Here is a 23,320-nt window from a genome sequence, read left to right as displayed (position 1 = left end):
GATCGGCACGGGCCCCGGCCCGGCGCGGAGGGCGCCGCCGTCCCGGGCGGGCCTCCGCCGGGATGGACGCGCGGGGCCCTTCCCCGGGGGAAGACATGCGGACGCTGCCGGGAACGATCGGTTCCCGCAGGTCACCCGGCCAGCGTAACCGAACGGCCGCCACCCCGGACGGTTTCCCCGTATCGCGCCGTTCACCTGCCCCGGCGGGCCCGTGCTCCGTACGATGGACGCCCCCGGTGGGGACCGGGGACAGGGGGGTGCCCGTGGGCAACGACGAACCGGACAGCGGCGCGCGGCGCGGCGGACCGTACCAGCACGCCATCCAGGCGTCGGTCAACATCGGACAGGTCGTCACCGGCGACAGCCACTTCAACATCACGTACCAGCACGGCGCGCACCACCTCGGCCGCGACGAGGAGGAGGTCCGCCGCCTGTCCGAGACGCTGGGCCCCGACCATCCCGACGTGGCCGCCGCCCTCGGCACGCTCGCGGCGAATTACCGCGAGGCGGGGCGGGTCGGCGACGCGCTGCCGTACGAGCAGCGGGCGCTCGGCATCGTCGTCGCGGCGCTGGGCACCGAGCACCCCGCCTACGCCCTGCGGCTGAGCAATCTCGCCGCGACCTACCGTGACCTGGGGCGTACGGCGGAGGCGTTGCCGTTGTTCGAGCGGGCGCTGCGCGTCAGCGAGGCGGCGCTCGGCCCCGACGACCCGAGCGTGGCGGTGCGGCTGGGGAACCTTGCCGCCGCCTACCGTGACCTGGGGCGTACGGCGGAGGCGTTGCCGTTGTTCGAGCGGGCGCTGCGCATCAGCGAGGCGGCGCTCGGCCCCGACCACGCGGACGTCGCGGTGCGGCTGGGGAACCTCGCCGCCACGTACTACGCCCTCGGCCGCCCGGCGGAGGCGCTGCCGCTGGAGGAACGCGCCCTGCGCATCACCGAGGCGGCGCTCGGCCCGCGCCACCCGAGCGTGGCGGTGCGGCTGGGGAACCTCGCCGCGACGTACGACGCCCTCGGGCGGTCGGCGGAGGCGCTGCCGCTGGAGGAACGCGCCCTGCGCATCACCGAGGCCGTGCTCGGCCCCGGGCACGCGGACGTGGCCGTGCGGCTCGCCAATCTCGCGGCGACCTACCGTGACCTGGGGCGTACGGCGGAGGCGCTGCCGTTGTTCGAGCGGGCGCTGCGCATCAGCGAGGACGCCCACGGGCCGCGGCACCCGGACGTCGCCACCGCCCTGGGCAACCTCGCGGCGACGTACCGGGACCTGGGGCACGCGGCGGAGGCGCTGCCGTTGTTCGAGCGGGCGCTGCGCATCAGCGAGGCGGCTCTCGGCCCCGACCACGCGGACGTCGCGGTGCGGCTGAGCAACCTCGCCGGTGCCTATCAGACGCTCGGGCGCACGGACGAGGCGTTGTCCCTCTTCGAGCGGGCGCTGCGCATCAGCGAGGCGGCGCTCGGCCCCGACCACCCGGACGCGGTGCTGCGGCTGAGCAACCTCGCCGGTGCCTATCTGACGCTCGGGCGGGCGGCGCAGGCGCTGCCGCTCTTCGAACGGGCCCTCGCCACCCTCAACAGGGTCCTCGGTCCCGACCATCCCGACATCGCCAGCGTCCTCGCGCTCCTGGGGGACGTGTACGCGAGCCTGGGGCGGCAGGACGACGCGGCGCGCGCCCTCCACCGCGCGCTGGACGTGAGCAGGGCCGTGCTCGGGAAGGACCATTTCCTGACGCGCAACCTCGTCGCCAGGACCCGCGCCCTCGGGGAGGGCGGGGAGGGGGGCGGCGATGGCTGACCAGGAGGCCGAGCACGCGGTGATCTTCGAGATCATCAGGAAGCAGCTCGACATCATCCAGCTGATCACCTCGGCCGACGGCGCGGGCCCCGGCACCGCCCCGGAGGCGGCCGAGATCCGCGAGCGCGTCGCGACCATCTTCCACATCGAGGACAGCCAGGTCAGCATCGCCAGCCGCAGCGGGCTGGAGAAGGAGGAGACCACCGTGACAGGCGACTCGTTCAGCAACATCGGCGCGGGCGCGACCGTGATCAACCGCAGCCTGCTCGCCAACTCGCTCAACCGCGTCGGCTCCGCCCACGGCCCGGAGACGGAGGCGGCGCTCGCGCGCGTCGCCGAGATCGTCGAGGAGGCGGGGAACGAGGAGGCCGCCGAGAACTTCAACGCCCTGTCGGCCGAGCTGGCCGAGGACACCCCGCGCCGGGGCGTGCTGAGGGCCCTGTGGGCGGGCGTCGTGACGGCTCTGCCCACCGTCACCGAGCTGACGTCGCTCGGTGAGCAGCTCGGCGGCGTCCTCGGCTGACCGCGCGGGGCACCACCGGCGGGGCCCCTTCGGGGCACGGGGTCCTGCACTCGCCAGGACGAGCGGCGCCCCGTCCGTACCTGCGGCTCACCGCTCCCGGGGCGGCAGCGGGGGTGAGCCGAGGACGATCTCCGCGGGCGTCCGGTCCGGGCGCAGGCCACGCCACGCCGCGTGCCGCAGCCGCCCGTCGCGCGTCCACGTGCGGTGCGTCACCTCGCCGACCACCTCGGGCGCCGTCCACCGGGCCTTGCGCGCGCGGTCGCGCGGCACCGGCTCGTCGAACGGGCTGCCGCCGCGCGCCAGCGGCTCCAACCGGTCCGCGAGACCGGACAGCGCCGCGTCCGAGAAGCCCGTCCCGACGTGCCCGATGTAGCGCAGCGCGCCCTCCTCGTCGTACGCGCCCAGCAGCAGCGAGCCGATCCTGCCCGCGCGGTGCCCCTCGCCCGGCTGCCAGCCGCCGACGATCACCTCGCGCGTCACGAACAGCGGCTTCTTCACCCACAGACGTGACCGTTTGCCGGGCAGGTAGGGGGAGTCGAGGCGCTTGGCGACGATGCCTTCGAGGCCGTTGCCGCGCGCCACCTCGACCAGGCGTGCCGGGTCCGCGTCGTCGCCGGTGTAGGCGGGCGGGACGGCGAACGCGCCCCGGCCGTCGAGCCCCAGCGCCTCCAGGGCGGCGCGGCGCTCCGTCCACGGGGCCCCGGTCAGGTCGCGTGAGGCGAGGCGGAGCAGGTCGAAGGCGAAGAAGGTGACGGGGATCTCGGCGAGGAGCCGGGCGCCCGGGTTGCGGCGGGTGCGTCGCTGCAGCTGCCCGAAGTCGGGGCGCCCGCCCGCGCCGAGGGCGACGAGTTCGCCGTCGAGGACGGCGGCCCGCCCGTCCAGCGCCTCGGCCGCGCCGCCCGCGACCTCGGGGTAGGCGGGCGTGAAGTCGTTGCCGTTGCGGCTGGTCAGCCGGGCCTTGCCGTCGGCGGACACGGCCAGGCAGCAGCGGTAGCCGTCCCACTTGTACTCGTAGGCCCAGGGGCCCGTGGGCGGTTCGCCCTCCACGGCCAGTATCGGCGGGACCGCCTGGGGGATGCCTGCTGCCATGCCGCCCAGTACACGCCCCCGCGCGCGCCGGTCCCGGCAGGACACGCGCTACCCGTCGCCGTCGGGCGTGCGCGCGGCCACGGCGCAGGCGCCGCCCGGCCGCAGGGGATCGTGTTCGGGGCAGGTGAGCCCGGCGTCGGTGAGGAGGCCGCGCAGTTCGGCAGTGGTGCGGGGGTGGAAGGGGAGGAGGTGACGGGCGGCGGCCTCGGCGGCGTGCCGGACGTGCGGCAGGTCGGGCGGCGCGGCGGCGAGCAGCGGCGAGCCGGGGGCGAGCACGTGGGCGAGGAGGCGGGCGATCCGGCCGGGATCGCCGCTACGGGCCAGGGCTTCCGGCAGCAGCACGCACACCGGTCGGCCGGGGTCCAGGCCGCCGTCACCGACCGCGCGGGCGAACGCCGCGCCGGGGTCGGCGGCGAGGTCGGCGCGTACGACGGCGACGGCGCCGTGTCCCGGCCGGGCGGGACGCTCGGCGTACGCGCGCAGCGTGGCGGCGGCGACGGGATCGGGCTCCAGGTACACCACGGTGGCGCTGGGGGAGGCGTGGTGGACGGTGGTGTGCAGGTCGGGGCCCGACGTGCTCGCGGTCGGGTAGCCGTAGTCCGTGACGAGGACCTGCCGCACGCCGAGCACACCCACGGCGTGCCGCGCGGCCGCGTGGACGGCCGCGCGCAGTTCGGCGGCTGCGTGGGCGATGTCCGGCCAGGCGGTGGCCAGTTCGGCGGCGGCGAGGCGGTCCACGGCGTAGTGGTCCTTGCCACCGAGGAGCAGGTCGCGGATCCGTGCGCGGGACGGGGCGGTCAGGGTCTCGCGCACGGTCGGCCCGTCGTCGTCCGGCGGTGCGGCCCGGTGGTCGGCGAGGGCGGCCTCCAGGCGGGCGCGGTCCGCCGCCGTCACCCCCGTGCCGTTCCCCGGCCGCACGGCGGCGCCGTCGAGCAGCGCGTCGAGCCGGGCGGACGTCCGTTCCCACCGGGCGGGTACGTCCTCGCCCGCTCTCGTCGTGTCCTCGTTCGTCGTCACCGTTCCTCCTGATCCGCTCGATCCGCGCGGGCGATCGCCCGTACGAACAGGGCGACCAGGACCATCCCGGCCGCCATCGCCACCAGACCCACCCCGGCCAGCGCGCCCACCGTCCACCACGCCACGGCCCACCACTTCCGGCGTCCGGGCCGCCGCGTCACCCCGTGCCCCCGCCCTGCCGCACGGCGTCCCGGTACAGCGCTTCCAACTCCCGCGCGCACCTGGCCCGGCACAGCCACAGCGGCACGGGGCCCGCGTCGCCGACGAGTTCGCCGTGAACGGCCAGGCCGCCGTCCACGGCGCCGCAGCGCCAGCACCGCCGCGCGGCGGACAGCGCCACCGCCACCTCCCGGACCACCCCTCGGCCCGACACCCACGGGCCGTTCACCCGGCCTCCGCCCGGAGCATGGCGGGGAGCAGCGCCCACACCGACTTCGTCGTCTCGCCGACGTCCACGCCCCACGCGAGACAGAGCCCGGTGATCAGCGCCAGGCCGCGCCCGCACTCCGCGTCGGCCGACGTGGAGAGCCCGGGGCAGGACGGCGGCAGGGCGGTCGGCGCCCCGTCCACGACCAGGACCCGCAGCATCGCGTCGCCCGCGCCGCAGGACACCTGCGCGACGATCAGCCCGCCGGGCACGGGCAGGGCGTGGCGTACGGCGTTCGCCGCCAGCTCGGACACGACGACGGCGGCGTCGCCGATGGTCGTGGCGGCCATCTCCCAGCCGCGCAGGGTGACTTGCACCTGCCGCCGCAGCACGGGCACGCTCTGCACCCCGTACGGCACAGACACCTGCCGCAACAAACACCCCTGCTGCCCGCCCCCGCTCACCACGCCCCCACCTCCGGGTGAGACGGAACCGGCAGCCCGGCAGGCGACACGGCGTGTGTGATGCCTGCGGGACCTGGCGTGTGTCTGGGTGTATCGGTGGTTCGGGGGGCAGCGGGTCGTGGGTTGCTGAAGTTCGCCATCGCCATCGCCTCGTTCGCGGGGGAAGGATGCCGTGGAGGGGCGCACAGCCATGCTGCCTGCCTCAATTCGGCCTCGTCATCCACGGTCTCCTGTGCAACGCTGAAGTTTCAAGTGAAACTTCACGACTTCAGCCCTGCGTCCCGAATTGGCACATGCCACGGCACGCAGTTGGGCTGTGGCGACAACCAGTTGGCGTGTCACACTGCGCAGATAGGGCCACCGGCCGCGCAGATACGCCGGAGAGGAGAGAACATGCCCGGACCGACCCGGCCCACCCTCCGCCGGATTGAACTCGGCTACGAACTGCGGCGCCTCCGCGAGCGCATCGGGATGTCCCGCGAGGATGCCGTCAAGGGACTGCGACCGCGCTTGAGCGACACCAAGTTGCTGAGGATCGAAACCGGCCTGCATGACCTACGCTCCGCCGAACTGCTCCGGCAGCTGCTCGACCGCTACGAGGTCACCGACCCCGACACCGTGGACGAGCTGCTGCGGGTCCAGCGCGAAGCCCGTAGCCAGGACTGGTGGGCCGGTTACCGCAGCGTCATGCGACCAGGCATGCCGCGATTCGTCGGGATCGAGTCCGCAGCCGTCGCCGCAATGGCATGGCACCCGATGCTGATCCCCGGCCTCCTGCAGACCGAGACCTACGCCCGTGCGCTCCACCAGCTCGCCAGGCCGGTCGATGAGGTGACCAGCGAGTTCGGCGAGCGGAACGTCGAGCTGCGGATGCGCCGCAAGGCCGTACGTCTTCTCGGTGACCAACCGCTCGCGTTGTCCGTCATCGTCTGGGAACCGGCCCTGCGTTACTGCCCCGGAGATCCCGAGATCCTGGTCGAGCAGTACGCCGAAATCGCACGCTTGGCGGCGCTGGACCACGTGACCTTCCAAGTTCTCCCTCAGACCACACGCGGCTACATCACTCCATACGACCTCACTGTGATGGACCTCGGCCCCGTCCTCCCCCGCGTCGTTCAGGTGGACGCCGGTGGCACCCCTTCTGTCACCGACCGGCCGCGCGACGTCGCGCACTACACGCGTATGTACGAGTCGATGACCCGGTCCGCTCTACCGCCCGAGGACACCCCACGAGTTCTGCACGACCTCACACGAGAGATTCAGCGATGACGACCCCATGCACATCCACACCGCCGCCCGCTGTGTGGCGCCGGTCTACCTTCAGTGACGGTTCCGGGGGCAACTGCGTTGAGATCGCCGTACTGCCCGGCGTCGAGGCGGTGGCCGTACGCGACTCCAAGACTCCCGACCGGCCACATCTTCGCTTTTCCCGGCAACAGTTCGCCGTGCTGATCACTGCCCTCGCCGGCGACTGACCGATGCGACGCGTATGCCCGGGTTCCGAGATGGCCGGGCCCACCTATCTGGGCATGCTCGATCCCACGCCATGCTGCACTGGAAGCGCGACTGCATACGCAGACCTCGCGCCTTGGCGCCGTGAACTCAGCGAAACGGTTCACGCGGCCGGAACGCGCACATTGTGAGGTCTCTCTGTTCGAATGCCTGGTCTCGCTTGCTCTGCCGGGAACTGTGGGCAAGCAGAAACAGGAAGTAGGCCAACCAAGGGAGTGGGCATGGCTGGTTACGCAGAGATCGTGGATCACTTCCGCAGACTGATCACGAGCGGCGAGCTGCGGCCAGGGGAACGGCTGCCGATTGTCCGAGAGGTGAGGGGGACCTGGAACGTCTCGGTCGCGACGGCGACGAGGGCCTACAACACGCTGCGCGCGGAGGGGCTGACCCATGCCAGCACCGGGGCTGGAACGGTGGTGGCCACCGGTAGCCCCACGATCGCGACACGGGTGCGCACAGACGCGTCCACCGGCCGCGCCCTGGGCAGGGGCGAGGAGTCGCGCATCATCGAGATCGGCATCACCGGGGCCGACGAGACGGTCGCGCCCCGGCTGGGCGTGGAGCAGGGAACACCTGTGCACGTGCGACGGCGGGTGGTCAGCCGAGAGGGCGTGCCCGTGCACACGTCGTCCTCGTTCTACACCGCCGACGTGGTCGCGGCGGTCCCCGAGCTGGCGGAACCCGTATCCACCGGGCGCAGCCGCGAACTGGCTGCGGAGCGGCTCGGGTCTCCGCAGGACCGGGTGGTCGAAGAGGTGACCTCACGTCTGGCGACCGATCCGGAGAAGGACGCCCTCGGCCTGCGTGGACCCGGCGTGATCGTGACGCAGGTCGTGCGCACGGTCTGTCTCGAAGACGGACGGATCGTGGAAGTGGCGGTGAAAGTGGTCAGCGGCTCGACGGTGCAGAGCTGGTCCACTCCGTTGCGCTGAGCACGCGCAACTCAGGCCCGCACTTCAAGAGGTGCGGGCCTGCGTTGTGCTTCCAGCGCGGCATGGATGTGCAGTCCCGCACAGGGACCTGCTAGGTCACCGCGCGGGGATCGGGTACGCCTGATGGGGTGGCGATGGTGTACATCTCGCGCCACGGCGCAGGCTCATGTCGATACCGTGGCACCTGGCGCGGAGGGAGTGGGTCGATGGAGGTCGAGTTGCTCGATGGGCCGGGGGCTGCTGCGGCCGAGGACGCCATCCTGGCTGTCTACGCGGAGGCGTTCGCCGAGCCGCCGTACCTCAAGACGGCGGCCGATGTCGCCGCGAACCGGCGGCGGTTCCGCTCCCAGGTCCGGAAACCCACGTTCCGCGCTGCTCTCGCAACGACCACCGCCGGAGGCGAGCCGGTCGCAATGGCGTACGGCTATCCGCTCAGCCCCGCCACCGGCTGGTGGGCACGGCTGATCACCCCCGTCCCCGAGGAACTGTCCCGCGAGACCGGGAGCCGGACCTTCGGGCTGATCGAACTGGCCGTGCGGGCAACCTGGCGGCGACAAGGCGTCGCCCGCCGACTGCACGACGCCCTCCTCGACGGCCCCGAGGAACGCGTTCTACTGAACGCGAGACCCGACGCCGCCCCCGCGCAGGCCGCCTACCGCTCCTGGGGCTACCGCATCGTCGGCCGGGCCCACCCCTGGGACGGCGCCGCCCTGCACGACGTGATGCTCAAAGAACTACATCCCCACCCGACCACGACCACCAGAACCTGAGGACGAGATGGCTACTCCACTGACCGCCGACCAGCTCGACGCCGCCCTGACAGGCCTGCCCGGATGGAGTGTCGAGAACGGCGATCTCACCGCCGTTTACCGCGTCACGCGCGACCAGTTGCCCGCCCTCTACGCGGCGGTGGCGCGCGCGGAGGACTCGGCGAACCACCACGCGCGGATCACCGTGCTGTACACGTCGGTGACGTTCGCCCTCAACACGCACGACGCGGGCGGCGCGATCACCGAGCTGGACACCGACCTCGCCGCCCAGATCGACACCCTGGCGCGCGCACATGGAGCCCAGGGCGCGTGATCGCCGAGGGCCGCCTTGGCGAGACTGACCTGTCCCAACTTAAGGACTCTAGAAGTGACTGCCGAAAACAGGCGCCGCCTGATGGCATCAGTTTTTCCGGGTGCGACCTGGAAGAAGTCGAAGCGCAGCGGAAGTGAGTCGCAGTGCGTCGAGGTCGCTGACGTGATGTCCACCCGCGCCGGTATGGTCATCCGAGACTCCAAGGACCCTGACGGCCCCGCGCTGCTGGTGGATTCGGAGAGCTTCCACGCATTCATCGCCTACGTTCGCCGAGTCTGATTCTGCTTCAAGTCTTCGGCCAGCAGGGGAGATGTCGGCACCTGGTGCAGAACCTCGTGCAGCGATGGGTCCGGCCGCAACTGCGTCGAGATCACCATTCTTCCTGGCGTTGAGGCGGTCGCCGTATGCGACGCCAAGACTCCCTAACGACCGGAGCTCCTCTTCCCTCGCGAGCGGTTCCGCACGCTGATCGCCACTCTCGCCCGTCGCTGACCGCCGAGGCGCGTGTGCCCCAGTACGGAGATGGCCGGGGCACACGCACCCGGGACGGAGCGCGGGCGGCCGACATATACAGAGCCACGCCCGCGCGCCCTGACCCGCGAGGCTGTGGGCGGCGACCGCGCTGAGCAAGGACGGCCAGCACGACTATGCGACCCGCGTCATGCAGGCGGCGACCCGCGACTTCGAGGACTTCACCGAACCCGATGACTGGTCGGTGGCCCACCAGAAACTCGCCCTCGCCCGCCGTGGGGTCGGCGACCTGGCCCAGGCCCTGCACTTACATCGACGTCGCCCGCAGCAGCGGAACGACCGACTCACCGATGCAACGCGTGCGACTGGACACGGCTCGCGGCCACATCCTGCTCTCCGATGCGGCGACCCGGAATGATGGACTTCTCGTCCTCGACCAGGTCGTCAAGGTGGCCGCGCAAAACGGACTCGTGCACCAACTGCGCAGTATCGAGGGCATCAAGGCCATGAGCGAGGGGTCGGTCGGCCCCCGGCAGCGGTGACCAGGGAGAAACACGTGGGCAACGGCCAGCGGGGCGTCACCGAGGACCAGTGGCGCCAAGCCGAGCTGATCTGGGACTACCACCGGATGCAGCACGAACTGCGGCCCGTCGAGGTGGCGATCGGGCTGGGCAGTCATGACCTCGGCGTCGCGGCCCACTCCGCCGAGCTGTACCGCTCCGGGCTCTTCCCGACCTTGGTGTTCACCGGCGGCAACAGTCCCACCACCGCCGAGGTCTTCCCGCGCGGGGAGGCCGTCCACTTCCGCGAGCACGCCATCGGCCTCGGCGTCCCCGCCGAGGCGATCCTGCTGGAACCGAACGCGGGCAACACCGGCCAGAACATCACCCTCTCGCGAGAGGTCCTCGTCGCTGCGGGCATCACCCCGGCGTCGGTGCTGCTGGTCTCCAAGCCCTACATGGAAAGGCGGTCGTTCGCGACCGCACGCATGCTCTGGCCCGATGTCGAAATCCTCTGTGCGTCGGAGCCGCTGGAGTTCGACGACTATCTGAAGTCCATCGGCGACGACAAACTCGTCCTGGACATGCTCGTCGGCGACCTCCAGCGGGTCATCGAGTATCCGAAGCGCGGATTCGCCATCGAGCAGGAGGTTCCGGAGGATGTGCACGCGGCGTACGAGTGCCTCATCCGCGACGGCTTCACCAGCCGCCTCATCACCCCCTGACCTGCCCGAGCCGTGTGCCATCCATCAGCCGAATTCCCTGCCGCAGCTGGCCAAGCTGCTCGCGGCGGACCACCGCACGCAGGTTGTGCGCACCGTCTGTCTCGAAGACGGACGGATCGTGGAAGTGGCGGTGAAAGTGGTCAGCGGTTCGACGGTGCAGAGCTGGTCCACTCCGCTGCGCTGAGCACGCACAAGCACGGCATGGATGTGCAGTCCCGCGCGGGGACCTGCGAGGTCAGCCGCGCGGGGATCGGGTACGCCTGATGGGGTGGCGATGGTGTACATCTCGCGCCACGGCGCGGGCTCATGTCGATACCGTGGCCTGGCACTTGGAGCACATGGAGTGGCCATAGGGGCCGAGTTGATGGGTCGGGGACTGCTCGGCGTCGCAACGCTTGAAGGGGAACTCGCATGACTGACGAGGCAGGCCGTGTCTTCCGGGAAGCGTGGATCGCCGGAGTCATGAAGCATCACCCAGGTGAGCCGAAGCCTGGCTATGTGGCGCCATGGGAAGAGACGGCCGAATGGGAACGGCAAGCGGCTGCCGCCGTGTATCACCAGATCCGGCAGTTCGCGGAGATCAGTGGTGGGAACACGGTGAAGTTGACCCGGGAGCAGAAGGGGCGCTTCGTGGCGATCTGCTGGGTTGCGCAGATTCACCAGCACTTCGAAGAGCCCAAGCCGAGCTACGTCGCCGACTGGGAAGCACTTCCGCAATGGCAGCGTGAGACCGACAGCGACATCTTCGAAGCGATCGAGTGATGCCGCGACCGAAGACGAGCACGGGAGTGCGCTCCTGGCCCTGACCGACGACCGCGTCGCCTGTCCGTCTGCTCCTCTGCCCGTCTGCCCGGAGTGACAATTCCCAGCATCCGTGGTGTCGGCGAGGCACCATGACCTGTCTCAACCGTCGTCGTATCAAGGAGCCGTTCCCATGACCGCCACCGCCGCCACGTACGACCACCTGCCCGCGCGCAGCAGACTTGTTGCCGAGGCACTGGCGGCGGCGGGCGCGACCGGCACCGTACGGGAACTGGACGTGCCCGCCCGAACCGCTGCCGAGGCCGCCGCCGCGCTCGGCTGCGCGGTGGGTGCCATCGCCAACAGCCTCGTCTTCATCGGCGAGGACGGCCAGGGGCACGGCGAGCCCGTGCTCGTCCTCACCAGCGGCAGCCACTGGGTGGACACCGAGGCGCTCGCCCGGCGTATGGGCCTCGCGGCGCTGGCACGCGCCACCGCCGACCAGGTGCGCGCGGCGACCGGACAGGCCATCGGTGGCGTCGCACCGGTCGGACACCCCGCGCCGCTGCGGACGGTCGTGGACCTGGCGCTCGCCGCCCATCCGCGCGTCTGGGCGGCTGGTGGCACGCCGCACACGATCTTCCCGACCACGCACGCCGAACTGCTCGTCCTCACCGGCGGCGCCGCCCTGGCGGTCACCCCCTGACGGTCAGCGGCACGTGTCGGGTTCCTGGCCGAGGCGGACGCCGACGCGCCGTACGTGCTGGAGTGCCCGGCGGCTGGAGAGGTACAGCGGGATGAGCAGCGCGGCCGTCATCACCCACAGCAGGGCCGCCGTGTCCCGGCCCGCCTGCCACTGCACGGCGCTCGTCGCCAGGAACACGGCGCTCAGCAGCGGCCAGATCCAGCGGCTGCGGCCGAGCTGCCTGCGCTGCCGCCGCACGAGCCGCGCCATCGCGCGGCGGGCCGCCGGGTCGCGCGGGATGCGTTCCTGCCGGATGCGCCGTGCCAGGACGGGCAGCCGGGCGGGCGGCACGCCGATCTCCGACGCGTAGGTGCGGCTCGCCGCCCGGCTCAGTCCGGCGGACAGCGCCATCCACACCGCCCAGGCGGCCCCCAGCCCCAGGGCCTGCGGCGCGTCGGCCGCCCAGGCGACCACCACGGCCGTCACCGCGCCGAGGGCGCCGAGGACACCCATCAGGAGCCACGGGCTGTCGAGGGCGCGGCGCTCCCCTTCCCAGTCCGGCTCGTCGCCGGTGCCGGTACAGGCGCCGTCCGTGCGTGGCGGGGGGTCGTGCTTCGGGCGTTCTTCGTCTCCGGGGGGCATCGGCTCGCCATCCCTTCCCTCGGTCCGTGTCGCCGCGCGGGCCGCACGCGGGGCCGCGTCCTCCCGGATTCCGCGCACGCACCGCCCTGCCCGTCCGGATACCCGCCGCACCACCGCCCAAAGACCCTCGGTCAACGAGGAGTTGACGGGGGCCGCTGTGGGCGCGTCCGCAGGGTGAGACGGTCTTACCCGGCGTTCGAACGCTGTGCCAAACTCTTCGGCGAGGTCACGAGTGACAGCGACATGGGCCCCGGCCCGCTGTCCGGCAACCCTCCGTCGTGGCGGGGTGCCCCGGGTGATGACCGGGCGGTGGGACAGAAGTCCCACGGCAAGTGCGGCTTCGAGGAGTACTCCATGCGAATGCGAATGCGGTAGAGCGCGACGCGCTCACCCTCCCCACCCCTCGGCCCCACGGCCGAACCCCCTTTCTCCGCCACGGCGGCCGGTTCCCCTTGTCCGGGCCGTTGCCGCGCCATGCCCCGGGAGGCCACCCATGACCATCTCCGACATCCCCGCTCCCTGCGCCACCTCCGCTGACGCGACCACCCCGGACGACGACGCGCTCGCCGTCCTCAGCGCGGAGGTCACCGCGCCCCTCGTCACCGGCGGCGAGGTCGGCTACGCCGCGCTCGACTACGCCGCCAGCGCCCCCGTCCTACGCCGCGTCTGGAACGAGGTCGCCGCGTACGCGCCGCTGTACGGCAGCGTCCACCGGGGCACGGGCCACCTCTCCCGGCTGTCCACCGAGCTGTTCGAGGCGAGCCGCGAGACGGTCGCCTCGTTCCTCCACGTGCGCCCCTCCGACCAGGTCGTCTTCACCCGCTCCACCACCGACTCGCTCAACCTCCTCGCCTCCGCCCTCCCCGCCGGGACGCGCGTCCTCGTCTTCGAGACCGAGCACCACGCCGCCCTGCTGCCTTGGGCCCACCACGGCCACGACGTCACCTACCTCGACGCCCCCGCCAGCCCCGCCGACGCCGTCGCCACCGCCGAGGCCGCGCTCGCCGCGCTGCCCGAGGGCCCGGCGCTGCTGTGCGTCACGGGCGCCTCCAACGTCACAGGCGAGCTGTGGCCGGTCCGCGAACTGACCGCCGCCGCCCACCGCCACGGCGCCCGCGTCGTCCTGGACGCCGCGCAGCTCGCGCCGCACCGTGCGATCGACGTCGCCGACCTCGACGTGGACTGGGTCGCCTTCTCCGGCCACAAGCTGTACGCCCCCTTCGGCGCCGGTGTCCTCGCGGGCCGCGGCGACTGGCTCGACGCCGCCACGCCCTACCTGGCGGGCGGCGGCGCGACCCGCGTCGTCAGCCGCCGCCCCGACGGCGGGGTCGCCGTCGAGTGGAACGACGACGAGGCACGCCACGAGGCGGGCTCGCCCAACGTCATCGGCGCCTATGCCATCGCCGCCGCCTGCCGCGCCCTCACCGACGCCGGGCTCGACACGCTCCTCGACCACGAGCGGCGCCTCCTCGGCATCCTGCGCACCGGCCTCGCCGCCATCCCCGCCGTGCGCGAACTGTCGCTGTTCGGGCCGGAGTCCGACCGCGTGTCCGTCGTCTCCTTCACCGTCGCGGGCTGGGACAGCGCCGACCTCGCGCGGACCCTCTCCGACCGCTACGGCATCGGCGTGCGCTCCGGCCTCTTCTGCGCCCAGCCGCTGGTCCGCGCCCTGCTCGGCTCCGAGACGGCCGACGCCTGCGACGGCCCCGTGCAGGCCGTGCGCGCCAGCTTCGGCGCCGGGACGCCGGAGGAGCACGTCACACGGCTGGTCGCCGCCGTCCGCGAGCTGGCCGGGGACTGACCGGCGCGTCACGGCGAGCCCGTTGCGGAGGGGCCGTTCGGCGGCCTGCGGTGATCGCAAGCCGTCCGGCCCGCTCAGCCGCGCTGCCAGGAGCCGTCACGTGGCGAAGGCGGCGATCCGTTCGGATGCTTCCTGGACCCTCGGTTCGTGGCGGTGAGGGGCGAAGGCGCGGCTGACCTCTTGGAGGCGTTCGACGCTGCGCTGGGAACGGATGCCGTCGTCGATGAGGTCGGCGGCCCTGTGCGTGGCATCCAGTGCGCCGTCGAGGTCGCCGGTCTGCTGGTAGGCGAGCGCGAGTGTGCCGTAGCGGACCGCGCGGTCACGTGGGGCGGACTGGACGACAGAACGTTCGAGGGCCTCGGTGGCCTGGCTCGCCTGGCCGCTCAGGAGGAGGAAGCGCCCTTCTGTGGAGCGAAGTTGCGATTCGCCGAACCAGGTGAGGTAGGCGGGGGTCTCGGAGGTGTCGGCGCGGCCGAGTGCATCGAAGGCTCGGTTGAGCGCTGCGGCGGCCTTCCGATTCTCTCCCGCCTTGCTGTAGACCGTGGTCTGGTGGGCGGCCACGGACGCCCGCATGAGGGCGGGGACTCGGCTCCGGACCGTTTCTGCGGCGTCCATGAGGCTGACGGCGGCGCGCTGTTCGCGCTGGTTGGCGGCCTGGGTGGCCATGAAGCAGAGGGTGTGGGCGCCGAGGGTGTCGTCTCCGGCGGTCCTGGCGGACCGGAGTGCGGCCGTGTAGTGCTGCTGTGCGGCCGTGTGGAGGCTGGCGTCGTAGCTCATCCAGCCCAGCAGACAGCAGATTTCGGCGGCCAGCGTGTAGAGCCGCTGCTCGGTCGCCTCGGTGTAGCGGCCATGGTCGAGCATGCGGGTGATCAGGCGCAGGTCGGTCCGTGCGGAGTCGAGGTAGTCACTGCCTCCGGTCTCCTGCTCCATGGCGCGCAGCGACTCGACTCGCTCACTCATCCGGTCCACCGTGGCGGGTGTGATCGTGTCTCCGGTCGTGGCCGCGGCGACCGCCGGATCGGCGGTGGCCCACTGTGCACCGATGCCTGCGAGTGCCGTACCGCCGATGCTGAGGAATCCCCTCCGGTCCATGGATGCACGCTCCGCAAGTCGAGTCAGGGACTCCAGCGTAGCCGTCCGGGACCACGGCGCGGCATGGGACGAGTCCTCCCAAGCGGGCAGCCAGTACGGCCAGGGGACGGATGTGCGCGCCGAGTCGGGAATCTCCAGCATGCGGGCGATCACCCACTGAGTGACGGCGTCCGGTGCGTGATCGCCCCGTTCCCATTTGAAGATCGTGGATCTGGTCGTTGCGAGGTTGCAGCCGAGGGCGCGCCCGTGGAGGCGGACCGCCTCGGCGAACTTCGTCTTCCCTTGCCCGAGCCGCGCCCGTACGTAGGCCAGCGGGTGGTGCAGTGCTTCGTCTGGCCGACCGCCCATAACGACTCCCCGTCGCCTTCCGGACGCTCAGCGTAGCGCGGCCTTCGATGTGTGCCGCAGGCCCGAGAAAGGGTGAAACCCCTCTGAAACCTTCCGCCTTCGAGGCCGTGCGTGGATCGTCGTTACTCCGTCCCGGAGTCCGGGTGACCCGAGAAAGGGAGCAGCGGAGCAGGGCTGATGCAGGTCTTTGGACGAAGAAGTAACCCTCACCGTGTTCCAGCACCGGGCCTTGCGGGGCCTCGGCAGCGCTGTACCGGTCCGCGTCTCGGTGGACCGGACCTTACGCGTCAAGGTCATCGATGCGTGCGGGATGACGTGCACGTTCTGCCACAACGAAGGGACACCGGTCAGCGCGGACAACCGCGTCCCACAGTCCGGGGCATTCAACACCGTCGGTCCGTCCGGCCGGGCGTCCATCTATCTCGCCACGAACGGTGCGCGTTTCGTCGCGGCTTCCGTCCACCCCGATGAGAGCTTCCGCGCCGCCTTGGAACAGCTTCGGGAGGCACTCGGCCTCACCGAGGTGCACCTCACGGGCGGAGAACCCACCTTGCACCCCAGGCTCGCGCAGCTCGTCGCGCTGGCGGGCAACAGCGGTTACCGGGTCAGCGTCACCTCCAACGGCGAGAACGGCGCACGGATCCTGCCCGGATGCGTGCAGGCAGGGCTTCAGCGTGTCAACTTCTCGGTCTTCGGCACCGACCCGGACCAACTGGCCACGGTGCAGGACGCGAAGTTTCGCAGAGCGTCCCTGGCCGCGGCCAAGATCAAGGCGTTGGACGCATCGATCCGCGTGGCACTGGATCTGGGGCTGGGAACGAGGGCGAACATCGTCCTTCCCGACCGTTCTCACGTCGGGCGCGTCCATCGGCTCCTGGAACGGTACTCCCCGCGACTTTCGGTGCGTGTCCTGTCGTCCCTGGCGGACGGTGAGGAGTCGCTGGATGCGATCGACATGCTGCTGGCCGAACTCGGAGCAGAACCGCACGAGGTGCACCTGATCGCAGGCACCTCGGGCTTTCGAGTCACCTACCGGCTGCCGAACGGGCGTGTGCTCGTGGTCAAGCACATCCGCCCGCTGCGGCTGCCCGTGACGTGCGCCGGATGCCCGTTCGACAACGACACCGACTGTCACGAGGGGTACTACGGCGTACGGCTCTACCGCGACCCGGCGGGCATCTTCCACGTCGGTGTGTGCATTCGACGCATGGACCTGTGCATGCCGGTGGGAGAGTTCATCCGCAGCGGCCTGCGCGATGAGATCAGGGAACTGCGCGACCAGGAGTTCCACGAGTTGCACGCGTGACGACCGACCCTACCGAAGGAGAGCGATGGCGGAACACGAGTACGAGGCCAAGTTCCTGGCGATCGACGCCGAGTCGATCCGGGGGAAGCTGCGCGCCGCCGGAGCGGAACAGATCTTCTCCAGGACGATGTTCACGCGGCTGATCTTCGAGAACGACGCCGTCCGGGGCGAGCAGTGGCTGCGGCTGCGTGACGAGGGCGGAAAGAAGACGCTGACGCTGAAGCAGGTCAGCGACGCCTCCCACATCGGCGGCACCACCGAGATCGAGATCGAGGTCAACGACCTCGACACGACGGCAGAACTGCTGAAGGCCGTCGGCCTGCGGCAGGTTCGGTACCAGCAGAACTACCGCGAGGAATGGCAGCGGGACGACATCACCTACGACTTCGACACCTGGCCCGATCTGCCCACGTTCCTCGAAGTCGAGGGCCCGTCCGAAGAGGCCGTTCGCCGGGCGGTCGCGGACCTCGGACTGGACTACGCCGACGCGCGGTTCGGGAGCGTCGATCTGATGTACAAGAGCGAGGCGGATCGCGACATTCTCGCCGAACCGACGCTCCTCTTCCGGGAGTGATGAGATCGCCTTCACGCCGGTGACAAATCCCGCCAGGCGGCGGATGTGCTTCTCGCCGGTTGCGTGCCCGAGGGCCGCCGCGCGGAGGCGCGGCGCCCCGAGCCAGTGGGTTGGCCCCGGACCGCCACGAACAGGCCCGTGTCAGCCTCCGGCGCGGGAGCGTAGGGGCTGCCACCAGGACGGGTGCTCGCGGTACCAGGCGACGGTCGCCGCGAGCGCGGTGGGGAAGTCGGCGCGCGGCGCGTAGCCGAGGCGGTCGCGGATCTTCGTCCAGTCCACCGCGTACCGCCGGTCGTGGCCCTTGCGGTCCTCGACATGCCGGATGCGGTCCTCGCCCGCGCCGCAGGCCGCCAGGATCAGCCGCGTCAGCGCGAGGTTGGTCAGCTCGGTGCCGCCGCCGATGTTGTAGACCTCGCCTGGCTCGCCCCCGGTCCTGACCAGCTCGACGGCACGGACGTGGTCGTCCACGTGCAGCCAGTCGCGGACGTGCAGCCCGTCGCCGTACAGCGGCAGCGTCCCGCCCTCCAGCAGCCGGATCACGAACGACGGGATCAGCTTCTCAGGGAACTGGTAGGGCCCGTACGTGTTGGAGCAGCGCGTGATCCGCACGTCGAGGCCGTGCGTGCGGTGCTGCGCCAGGGCCATCAGCTCGGCGGCGGCCTTGGACGCGGCGTAGGGCGACGTCGGGTCCAGCGGATGCGTCTCGGGCCAGGCGCCGTCGGCCAGCGACCCGTACACCTCGTCCGTCGAGATGTGGACGAACGTCCGCACGCCGCCGAGCCGCGCCGCGTCCAGCAGCACCTGGGTGCCCAGCACGTTGGTGGAGGCGAACAGGCCGCCGTCGCGGATCGAGCGGTCCACGTGCGACTCGGCCGCGAAGTGCACGACCTCGTCGTGCTCGGCGGTGAGGCGGCCGGTCAGGGCGGCGTCCCTGACGTCGCCGTGGACGAAGCGGAACGCGGGGTGGGCGCGGACCGGCTCCAGGTTCGCGCGGTGGCCCGCGTACGTCAGCGCGTCGAGCACCGTCACCGCGACGTCGCCCGGCCCCTCGGGGCCGAGCAGCGCGCGGACGTAGGCCGAGCCGATGAAACCGGCGCCGCCGGTCACGAGAATCCGAGTCGTCATGAAGCCTTCCGCGCCGCCGTGCCTGGTCCTTCCGGTACGACCGTACCCGCAGGTCCCGGGCCCGGACCCGGCGGCGCGTGGCCGGGCGGGGGGCGGTGTCAGGTCAGCGTCAGGCCGTACACGGCCAGGATCTCGTTCACCGGCTGGAAGATCGAGACGCCGCCGACCGTGCAGTTGCCCGAGCCGCCGGAGAGGACGCCGAGCGCCCGGCCGACGGTGCCGCCCGTGCCGGTGCGCGTGAACAGCGGGCCGCCGCTGTCGCCCGGCTCGACGCAGATGCTGGTCCGCGTGATCCCGTAGACCAGCAGGCCGTTGCCGTAGTTGACGGTCTGGTTGACGGCCTGGATCTGGCCGGAGCGGCAGCCGGACGGGCCGGAGAACCAGACGAGCTGCCCCACGGTCGGGTTGGCGGGCCCCGTGATGTCGATGTCCAGCCCGTTGCAGACCACGCTGCCCGGCCGGGGGACGGCCGGGTTCGTGTAGCGGATGACGGCGTAGTCGTCGATGGGGAAGACCGAGCCGGTGACCGGGCCGATCGGCACCGTCAGCCCCGGATCGGTGTACCACGTGCTGCCGACACTCGCGCAGTGCCCGGCGGTCAGGACGAAGTCGGCGCCGCTGCCGCTGCGCGCGTTGAACCCGGCGGTGCACGAGCCGCCGCCGCTGTAGATGGGCTCGCCGCCGCGCAGGTGGGGCCTGAACGTGCCGGGCGTCCGCTCGACGACGAGGGCGCCCGCCAGGTCGCCCGCGCGCTCGCGGAGCGCGGCGAGTTCCGCGGCGGAGACCGTCGTGTCGGCGAGGACCTGCACGGTGCCCGACGCGGGATCGACGTGCCAGGCGGTGCCGCCGATGTCCGCGTCGAGGACGGCATCGCTCGCCGCCTCAAGCTCGGCCGCGCTGTAGACGCGCGGCGTGGGCGCGGGCGCGGCCCCGGCCTGGCCCGGCAGGAACAGGACGGTGGCGAGCAGGGCCGCGGCGGTGGCGGCCAGGCGTCTGACGAGGGGCGTGCGCTGAGGGATCATCCGGTCCTCCCGGGCGGCCGGCGGCGGGGCGTGCTCCTTGACGGGCCGTGCGTGGGGCAGGCGGTGCGAGGCCGTGCGCTGCGGGCACCGGCGCGCGCCGAGCCGTGAACGGGCGCCGCGCCGGGGTGCGTTCGGATTGTCCCACCGTGGGGCCCGCGGCCAAGGGGCGCTTTCGGCCAGCCGGGGCGGCCCGGGTCAGCCGACCGGCACGCCCGTCAGCTCGTCCACGAAACGGTCCAGCTCCGGCTGCCAGTAGTGCGCGACCTGGCAGTGCAGCGTGCCCGCGCCGTCGGGCAGCCGCAGCGTGACATGGCCGAAGAGCGTTCCACGCCCGGAGTCCTCGACCAGGTAGCTGCCGTCCCTCGGCAGCGTCCAGCGCCGCGCGCGCGGCCCGGGGAAGCGGAAGCCGCCGACGTCGTGCACTACCACCGTGCGCTCGGTCAGCGTCACGAAACAGTCCTTGGCCAGCGCGCGGCCCAGCCAGTCGAGCCGCTTCCAGGGCCGCGACGCCCCGAAGGCGTGGAACGTCACCAGCGGCCGTTCCCCCGGGTCGCTGCGGGCGATCTCCTCCGCGGCCTGCGCCCTGACCCGTTCCTTGTCCCAGCGGATCGTCATGACGACCTCCGTCCTCACCGGTCCGGCTATCTGCCGTCCAGGACTTCCGGATGGGCGGAAGCGGGCGGAACAAACCCGACCGGGGCATAGGTGGCCGATTCCCCGTGCCTGCCCGGGGCGAGGTGACGTGTTGACATCCCTCCGGACGCGGCGGAGCATCGCGCGGGTGGACGCACAGGCGAAGGTCGAAGAAGTGGTGCAGCGGTACGTCGCGGAGGGCCGGGAGACCGGCCTCCAGGTCGCGGCGTACCTGGACGGCGAGCTGGTCGTGGACGCGTGGGCCGGGACCGCCGACCCCGCGACGGGCCGCCCGGTGGACGGCGACACCCTCTTCCAGCTGTTCTCCTGCGGCAAGGGCCTCACCGCCACTGCCGCGCACCTGCTGGCCGAGCGGGGCGCACTCGACTACGACGCGCCCGTCGCCGCGTACTGGCCCGAGTTCGGCGTGCACGGCAAGGACGGCGTCACCGTCAGGCAGGCCCTCGCGCACAAGGCCGGGATACCCCGCCTGCCCGAAGGCTTCACCCTCGGCGACCTGGCCGACTGGGACCGCGCCACCGCCGCCGTCGCCGACCTCACGCCCCGGTGGGAGCCCGGCACACGCTCCGGCTACCACCCCGAGGTCTTCGGCTGGCTCATCGGCGAGACGATCCGCCGCGTGGACGGCAGGCGCCCCGACCGGTTCGTCCGCGAGGAGATCACCGGCCCCCTCGGCATCGGCGACGACCTGAACTTCGGCGCCGCCCCCGCCGCCCTGCCGCGCATCGCCCACCACACCACCCCCGGCGACCCCGCCACCACCCCGCACGCCCCCGCCGACACGCCCCTCGGCTCCCTGTCGCCCGCCGCGCAGGCCAACCACCCGCTGCGGCAGACCGCCTGCGTCCCCTCGTCCGCCATCGGCACGGCACGCGGCCTGGCCCGCCTGTACGCGGCGCTCGCCCTCGGCGGCGCGCTCGACGGCGTCCGCGTCCTGACCCCCGAGCGCATCGCTCTCGCCACCACACCGGCGTTCGAGGGCACGGACGCCACCCTGGGCACGCCGGTGCGGCGCGGCCTCGGCTACTTCCTCGGCAGGCCGGGCACCCCCATGGGCGACCCCCGCGCCTTCGGGCACGACGGCCTCGGCGAGGCCATCGGCTTCGCCGAACCGGCGCACCGCTTCTCCGTGGCCGTCGCCAAGAACCACCTGACGGAGGTCTGGTCCCCGGCCAGCACGACGTACGCGCTGGTCGCCGCCGTGCGCGAGGCCGTCGGCCTCCCCGGGCCCGCCGGGGCCTGACGCCGCCCGCCGCGCGGGGCCGGTCAGACCTCCAGCGACCGGCCCCGCACCGCGCCCTCGACCGCCTCCGCGTAGACGCGCGCGACGTCCGCCGCCGGGGTGCCGTCCGCCGGGTCCATGCCGAGCGCGACCAGCGTCTCGCGCACCCAGCCGGGGCTGACGACGTTCAGCCGCACCCCGCGCGGCATCTCGGCCTCGGCGGCGCGGACGAACGCGACGAGCCCGGCGTTCACCAGGTGCCCGAGCGTCGCGTGCGCGAGCCCGTCGGGGATCAGGCCGCCGGTCAGCGTGACGGACCCCCCGTCCCGCAGCCACGGCAGCGCGCGCCGCACCAGGTTGACCTGCCCGACCAGCTTGCCGCCAAGACCCGACCAGTACTCCTCGTCCGAGCTGCCCTCCAACGGCGCCAGCGCCCCGCTCTCCGCGCAGCACACCACCGCGTCCACCGCGCCGACGCCCTCGAACAGCGCCTCCACCGACGCCGCGTCCGTGACGTCCACCCGCACCGGCCCGCGCCGTGACGCCCGTACGACCTCGTGCCGCGCGCCGAGCGCGTCGGCCACCGCGCCGCCGATGGTGCCGCTCGCCCCGATGACCACGACCCTCATGCCCGCTCCTCCACGCCGCCGATCCCGCCCGGTCTCCCCACCACCGTCCGACGCGCCGCCCGCCCCACCAACCCCTCCGCCAGGGGTACACCTGCCAGGGGCAGGATCGCCCGCCGCCCCTCGGGGACACTGGACGCATGAGCACACAGGACGGCCTGGGCGCGTTCCTGCGGTCGCGCCGCGCGCGCCTGCGGCCCGAGGACGCCGGGCTCACCACCTACGGCGGGCGCCGCCGCGTGCCAGGACTGCGCCGCGAGGAGCTGGCGCAGCTCGCCGGCGTCAGCGTCGGCTACTACACGCGGCTCGAACAGGGGCAGAGCCCCGGCGCGTCGGACGCCGTCCTCGACGCCGTGGCCCGCGTGCTGCGCCTGGACCACGCGGAGCGCGGCCACCTGTACGCCCTCGCCCGCCCCCGGCCCGCGCCCCCGCGCCGCGCCGAGGGCCCCGAGCGGGTGCGGCGCGGCGTGCGCATGATGCTCGACGCGCTGGGCGACGCGCCCGCGCTGGTGCTCGGCCGCTTCCTCGACGTCCTCGCCTGGAACCCCATGGCGCACGCGCTGCTCGCCGGGCACCTGCCCGCCGACGCCCCCGACCTGCCGGACGAGCGGCCCAACTACGCGCGGCTCCTCTTCCTCGACCCGCACACCCGCGAGCTGTACGCGGACCGGACGCGCAAGGCCCACGCGACGGTCGCCGACCTCCGCCTCGTCGCGGGCCGCTTCCCCGGCCACCCCGAGCTGACCCGCCTCGTCGGCGAACTGACGCTCGGCAGCGACACGTTCGCCCGCCTGTGGGCCGCGCAGACGGTCGGGGACTGCGGCACCGACACGCGGCCCTACCGCCATCCGCTGGTCGGCACGCTGGAGCTGAGCGCCGAGTTCATGGCCCTGACACGGGACGAGGGGCAGCGGGTCGCCGTCTTCACCGCAGAACCCGGCTCGTCCTCGGCCGCCGGGCTCGCGCTGCTGGCCGACCTGACGCGCGCCGCCGCCCGCGTCTGACGCCG

At 72.5% G+C, this 23,320-nt stretch carries 27 protein-coding genes, 2 pseudogenes and 1 riboswitch; of the genes and pseudogenes, 18 read left to right on the top strand and 11 right to left on the bottom strand.

Annotated elements, in window-relative coordinates:
- Positions 1–263: 263 nt before the first annotated feature.
- Together IF27_RS14325 and IF27_RS14320 are read left to right on the top strand one after the other, a co-directional pair.
- A complete protein-coding gene (locus IF27_RS14325) occupies positions 264–1,790 on the top strand; it encodes a tetratricopeptide repeat protein (RefSeq protein WP_190232956.1) in 1,527 nt (508 codons plus the stop codon).
- Complete coding sequence (locus tag IF27_RS14320; RefSeq protein WP_052849951.1) at positions 1,783–2,313, top strand: hypothetical protein; 531 nt, start codon at positions 1,783–1,785, stop codon at positions 2,311–2,313. Before IF27_RS14325 ends, IF27_RS14320 begins: the two co-directional genes overlap by 8 nt.
- An 87-nt stretch (positions 2,314–2,400) precedes the next feature.
- Here the strand turns inward: IF27_RS14320 and ligD are convergent, their stop codons facing one another.
- Genes ligD through IF27_RS31075 form a run of 5 tightly spaced genes read right to left on the bottom strand, consistent with a single transcriptional unit; the run spans position 2,401 to position 5,211 of the window.
- Positions 2,401–3,402 carry a non-homologous end-joining DNA ligase gene (gene ligD, locus IF27_RS14315; RefSeq protein WP_190232955.1) on the bottom strand — a complete coding sequence of 334 codons (1,002 nt, stop codon included), beginning with the start codon at positions 3,400–3,402 and terminating at the stop codon, positions 2,401–2,403.
- A gap of 48 nt (positions 3,403–3,450) precedes the next feature.
- On the bottom strand, positions 3,451–4,419 hold the full coding sequence (locus tag IF27_RS14310; RefSeq protein WP_052849950.1) for an SAM-dependent methyltransferase: 969 nt from the start codon (positions 4,417–4,419) through the stop codon (positions 3,451–3,453).
- A complete protein-coding gene (locus tag IF27_RS31835; RefSeq protein ID WP_263053842.1) occupies positions 4,416–4,544 on the bottom strand; it encodes a hypothetical protein in 129 nt (42 codons plus the stop codon). The genes IF27_RS14310 and IF27_RS31835 overlap by 4 nt, the downstream gene beginning before the upstream one ends.
- A 32-nt stretch (positions 4,545–4,576) precedes the next feature.
- Complete coding sequence (locus IF27_RS14305) at positions 4,577–4,807, bottom strand: hypothetical protein (RefSeq protein WP_190232954.1); 231 nt, start codon at positions 4,805–4,807, stop codon at positions 4,577–4,579.
- Positions 4,804–5,211: an ATP-binding protein gene (locus IF27_RS31075; RefSeq protein ID WP_190232953.1), complete on the bottom strand. Its 408-nt coding sequence runs from the start codon at positions 5,209–5,211 to the stop codon at positions 4,804–4,806. Before IF27_RS31075 ends, IF27_RS14305 begins: the two co-directional genes overlap by 4 nt.
- A 432-nt stretch (positions 5,212–5,643) precedes the next feature.
- Here IF27_RS31075 and IF27_RS14295 point away from each other — a divergent pair, with 432 nt between their 5' ends.
- The 11 genes and pseudogenes from IF27_RS14295 (at position 5,644) to IF27_RS14255 (ending at position 11,920) form a co-directional block, all read left to right on the top strand.
- Positions 5,644–6,519 (top strand): helix-turn-helix domain-containing protein, encoded by an 876-nt coding sequence (locus IF27_RS14295; protein WP_052849947.1) that lies wholly within the window; start codon positions 5,644–5,646, stop codon positions 6,517–6,519.
- Positions 6,516–6,725 (top strand): DUF397 domain-containing protein, encoded by a 210-nt coding sequence (locus IF27_RS30305; RefSeq protein ID WP_110945881.1) that lies wholly within the window; start codon positions 6,516–6,518, stop codon positions 6,723–6,725. Before IF27_RS14295 ends, IF27_RS30305 begins: the two co-directional genes overlap by 4 nt.
- A 279-nt stretch (positions 6,726–7,004) precedes the next feature.
- On the top strand, positions 7,005–7,694 hold the full coding sequence (locus IF27_RS14290; RefSeq protein WP_263053841.1) for a GntR family transcriptional regulator: 690 nt from the start codon (positions 7,005–7,007) through the stop codon (positions 7,692–7,694).
- Between the two features lie 206 nt (positions 7,695–7,900).
- Entirely contained in the window at positions 7,901–8,464 is a 564-nt protein-coding gene (locus tag IF27_RS14285) for a GNAT family N-acetyltransferase (RefSeq protein ID WP_052849946.1), read from the top strand.
- Positions 8,465–8,471: 7 nt separating this feature from the next.
- Positions 8,472–8,777, top strand: coding sequence for a 4a-hydroxytetrahydrobiopterin dehydratase (locus tag IF27_RS14280; RefSeq protein ID WP_052849945.1), 306 nt, complete (start codon positions 8,472–8,474; stop codon positions 8,775–8,777).
- A gap of 54 nt (positions 8,778–8,831) precedes the next feature.
- On the top strand, positions 8,832–9,056 hold the full coding sequence (locus IF27_RS14275; protein ID WP_223291057.1) for a DUF397 domain-containing protein: 225 nt from the start codon (positions 8,832–8,834) through the stop codon (positions 9,054–9,056).
- 51 nt (positions 9,057–9,107) lie between these two features.
- A pseudogene (locus tag IF27_RS32055) lies at positions 9,108–9,203 on the top strand (hypothetical protein); the annotation flags it as partial.
- Between the two features lie 172 nt (positions 9,204–9,375).
- A pseudogene (locus tag IF27_RS31570) lies at positions 9,376–9,790 on the top strand (hypothetical protein); the annotation flags it as partial.
- A gap of 14 nt (positions 9,791–9,804) precedes the next feature.
- On the top strand, positions 9,805–10,473 hold the full coding sequence (locus IF27_RS14265; RefSeq protein WP_052849943.1) for a YdcF family protein: 669 nt from the start codon (positions 9,805–9,807) through the stop codon (positions 10,471–10,473).
- A 411-nt stretch (positions 10,474–10,884) separates the two neighbouring features.
- Positions 10,885–11,235, top strand: a complete 351-nt coding sequence (locus IF27_RS14260) for a hypothetical protein (RefSeq protein ID WP_052849942.1) — start codon at positions 10,885–10,887, stop codon at positions 11,233–11,235.
- 172 nt (positions 11,236–11,407) lie between these two features.
- Positions 11,408–11,920 (top strand): YbaK/EbsC family protein, encoded by a 513-nt coding sequence (locus IF27_RS14255; RefSeq protein ID WP_052849941.1) that lies wholly within the window; start codon positions 11,408–11,410, stop codon positions 11,918–11,920.
- Positions 11,921–11,923: 3 nt separating this feature from the next.
- Here IF27_RS14255 and IF27_RS14250 read toward each other — a convergent pair whose 3' ends face one another.
- The gene (locus IF27_RS14250; protein ID WP_052849940.1) at positions 11,924–12,541 is read right to left on the bottom strand and encodes a hypothetical protein; all 618 of its coding nucleotides are present in this window, start codon (positions 12,539–12,541) and stop codon (positions 11,924–11,926) included.
- Positions 12,542–12,765: 224 nt separating this feature from the next.
- Positions 12,766–12,882: riboswitch (SAM riboswitch) on the top strand.
- Between the two features lie 152 nt (positions 12,883–13,034).
- Between IF27_RS14250 and IF27_RS14245 the strand changes: the two genes are divergently transcribed.
- Positions 13,035–14,342, top strand: a complete 1,308-nt coding sequence (locus tag IF27_RS14245; RefSeq protein ID WP_110945879.1) for an aminotransferase class V-fold PLP-dependent enzyme — start codon at positions 13,035–13,037, stop codon at positions 14,340–14,342.
- Between the two features lie 96 nt (positions 14,343–14,438).
- On the opposite strand, the gene IF27_RS31070 is transcribed toward IF27_RS14245, so the two are convergent.
- A complete protein-coding gene (locus IF27_RS31070; protein WP_190232952.1) occupies positions 14,439–15,302 on the bottom strand; it encodes an NsdA family TPR-like regulatory protein in 864 nt (287 codons plus the stop codon).
- 691 nt (positions 15,303–15,993) lie between these two features.
- Here IF27_RS31070 and IF27_RS14235 point away from each other — a divergent pair.
- Both IF27_RS14235 and IF27_RS14230 read left to right on the top strand, forming a co-directional pair.
- A complete protein-coding gene (locus tag IF27_RS14235) occupies positions 15,994–17,088 on the top strand; it encodes a radical SAM protein (protein ID WP_052850086.1) in 1,095 nt (364 codons plus the stop codon).
- A 25-nt stretch (positions 17,089–17,113) separates the two neighbouring features.
- On the top strand, positions 17,114–17,662 hold the full coding sequence (locus tag IF27_RS14230) for a class IV adenylate cyclase (protein WP_052849938.1): 549 nt from the start codon (positions 17,114–17,116) through the stop codon (positions 17,660–17,662).
- 141 nt (positions 17,663–17,803) lie between these two features.
- Here the strand turns inward: IF27_RS14230 and rfbB are convergent, their stop codons facing one another.
- From rfbB to IF27_RS14215, 3 genes are all read right to left on the bottom strand, one after another.
- Complete coding sequence (gene rfbB / locus IF27_RS14225) at positions 17,804–18,787, bottom strand: dTDP-glucose 4,6-dehydratase (protein ID WP_052849937.1); 984 nt, start codon at positions 18,785–18,787, stop codon at positions 17,804–17,806.
- Positions 18,788–18,885: 98 nt separating this feature from the next.
- Positions 18,886–19,809 (bottom strand): S1 family peptidase, encoded by a 924-nt coding sequence (locus IF27_RS14220; protein WP_052849936.1) that lies wholly within the window; start codon positions 19,807–19,809, stop codon positions 18,886–18,888.
- Between the two features lie 195 nt (positions 19,810–20,004).
- Positions 20,005–20,424 carry a hypothetical protein gene (locus IF27_RS14215; protein ID WP_052849935.1) on the bottom strand — a complete coding sequence of 140 codons (420 nt, stop codon included), beginning with the start codon at positions 20,422–20,424 and terminating at the stop codon, positions 20,005–20,007.
- Between the two features lie 166 nt (positions 20,425–20,590).
- Here IF27_RS14215 and IF27_RS14210 point away from each other — a divergent pair, with 166 nt between their 5' ends.
- On the top strand, positions 20,591–21,706 hold the full coding sequence (locus tag IF27_RS14210) for a serine hydrolase domain-containing protein (RefSeq protein WP_190232951.1): 1,116 nt from the start codon (positions 20,591–20,593) through the stop codon (positions 21,704–21,706).
- Between the two features lie 23 nt (positions 21,707–21,729).
- On the opposite strand, the gene IF27_RS14205 is transcribed toward IF27_RS14210, so the two are convergent.
- The gene (locus tag IF27_RS14205) at positions 21,730–22,314 is read right to left on the bottom strand and encodes a short chain dehydrogenase (protein ID WP_052849933.1); all 585 of its coding nucleotides are present in this window, start codon (positions 22,312–22,314) and stop codon (positions 21,730–21,732) included.
- Positions 22,315–22,451: 137 nt separating this feature from the next.
- Here IF27_RS14205 and IF27_RS14200 point away from each other — a divergent pair, with 137 nt between their 5' ends.
- Positions 22,452–23,315 (top strand): helix-turn-helix transcriptional regulator, encoded by an 864-nt coding sequence (locus tag IF27_RS14200; RefSeq protein WP_052849932.1) that lies wholly within the window; start codon positions 22,452–22,454, stop codon positions 23,313–23,315.
- Positions 23,316–23,320 lie beyond the last annotated feature (5 nt).

Origin of the sequence: Streptomyces avicenniae (assembly GCF_000719135.1) — a bacterium.
In the GTDB taxonomy this organism is placed as follows: Bacteria; Actinomycetota; Actinomycetes; order Streptomycetales; family Streptomycetaceae; genus Streptomyces; species Streptomyces avicenniae.
The sequence above is the reverse complement of the archived record's forward strand: the minus strand, read 5'-3'. Positions and strand labels throughout refer to the sequence as shown.

What these genes read in the sequence shown, in the direction of transcription:
- ligD (WP_190232955.1), bottom strand. Translation starts at nt 3,402, where the DNA reads ATGGCAGCAGGCATCCCCCAGGCGGTCCCGCCGATACTGGCCGTGGAG.
- IF27_RS14250 (WP_052849940.1), bottom strand. Translation starts at nt 12,541, where the DNA reads ATGCCCCCCGGAGACGAAGAACGCCCGAAGCACGACCCCCCGCCACGC.
- IF27_RS14255 (WP_052849941.1), top strand. Translation starts at nt 11,408, where the DNA reads ATGACCGCCACCGCCGCCACGTACGACCACCTGCCCGCGCGCAGCAGA.
- IF27_RS14245 (WP_110945879.1), top strand. Translation starts at nt 13,035, where the DNA reads ATGACCATCTCCGACATCCCCGCTCCCTGCGCCACCTCCGCTGACGCG.
- IF27_RS14295 (WP_052849947.1), top strand. Translation starts at nt 5,644, where the DNA reads ATGCCCGGACCGACCCGGCCCACCCTCCGCCGGATTGAACTCGGCTAC.
- IF27_RS14280 (WP_052849945.1), top strand. Translation starts at nt 8,472, where the DNA reads ATGGCTACTCCACTGACCGCCGACCAGCTCGACGCCGCCCTGACAGGC.
- IF27_RS14205 (WP_052849933.1), bottom strand. Translation starts at nt 22,314, where the DNA reads ATGAGGGTCGTGGTCATCGGGGCGAGCGGCACCATCGGCGGCGCGGTG.
- IF27_RS14220 (WP_052849936.1), bottom strand. Translation starts at nt 19,809, where the DNA reads ATGATCCCTCAGCGCACGCCCCTCGTCAGACGCCTGGCCGCCACCGCC.
- IF27_RS14230 (WP_052849938.1), top strand. Translation starts at nt 17,114, where the DNA reads ATGGCGGAACACGAGTACGAGGCCAAGTTCCTGGCGATCGACGCCGAG.
- IF27_RS14200 (WP_052849932.1), top strand. Translation starts at nt 22,452, where the DNA reads ATGAGCACACAGGACGGCCTGGGCGCGTTCCTGCGGTCGCGCCGCGCG.
- IF27_RS30305 (WP_110945881.1), top strand. Translation starts at nt 6,516, where the DNA reads ATGACGACCCCATGCACATCCACACCGCCGCCCGCTGTGTGGCGCCGG.
- IF27_RS31070 (WP_190232952.1), bottom strand. Translation starts at nt 15,302, where the DNA reads ATGAGTGAGCGAGTCGAGTCGCTGCGCGCCATGGAGCAGGAGACCGGA.
- IF27_RS14285 (WP_052849946.1), top strand. Translation starts at nt 7,901, where the DNA reads ATGGAGGTCGAGTTGCTCGATGGGCCGGGGGCTGCTGCGGCCGAGGAC.
- IF27_RS14260 (WP_052849942.1), top strand. Translation starts at nt 10,885, where the DNA reads ATGACTGACGAGGCAGGCCGTGTCTTCCGGGAAGCGTGGATCGCCGGA.
- rfbB (WP_052849937.1), bottom strand. Translation starts at nt 18,787, where the DNA reads ATGACGACTCGGATTCTCGTGACCGGCGGCGCCGGTTTCATCGGCTCG.
- IF27_RS14215 (WP_052849935.1), bottom strand. Translation starts at nt 20,424, where the DNA reads ATGACGATCCGCTGGGACAAGGAACGGGTCAGGGCGCAGGCCGCGGAG.
- IF27_RS14320 (WP_052849951.1), top strand. Translation starts at nt 1,783, where the DNA reads ATGGCTGACCAGGAGGCCGAGCACGCGGTGATCTTCGAGATCATCAGG.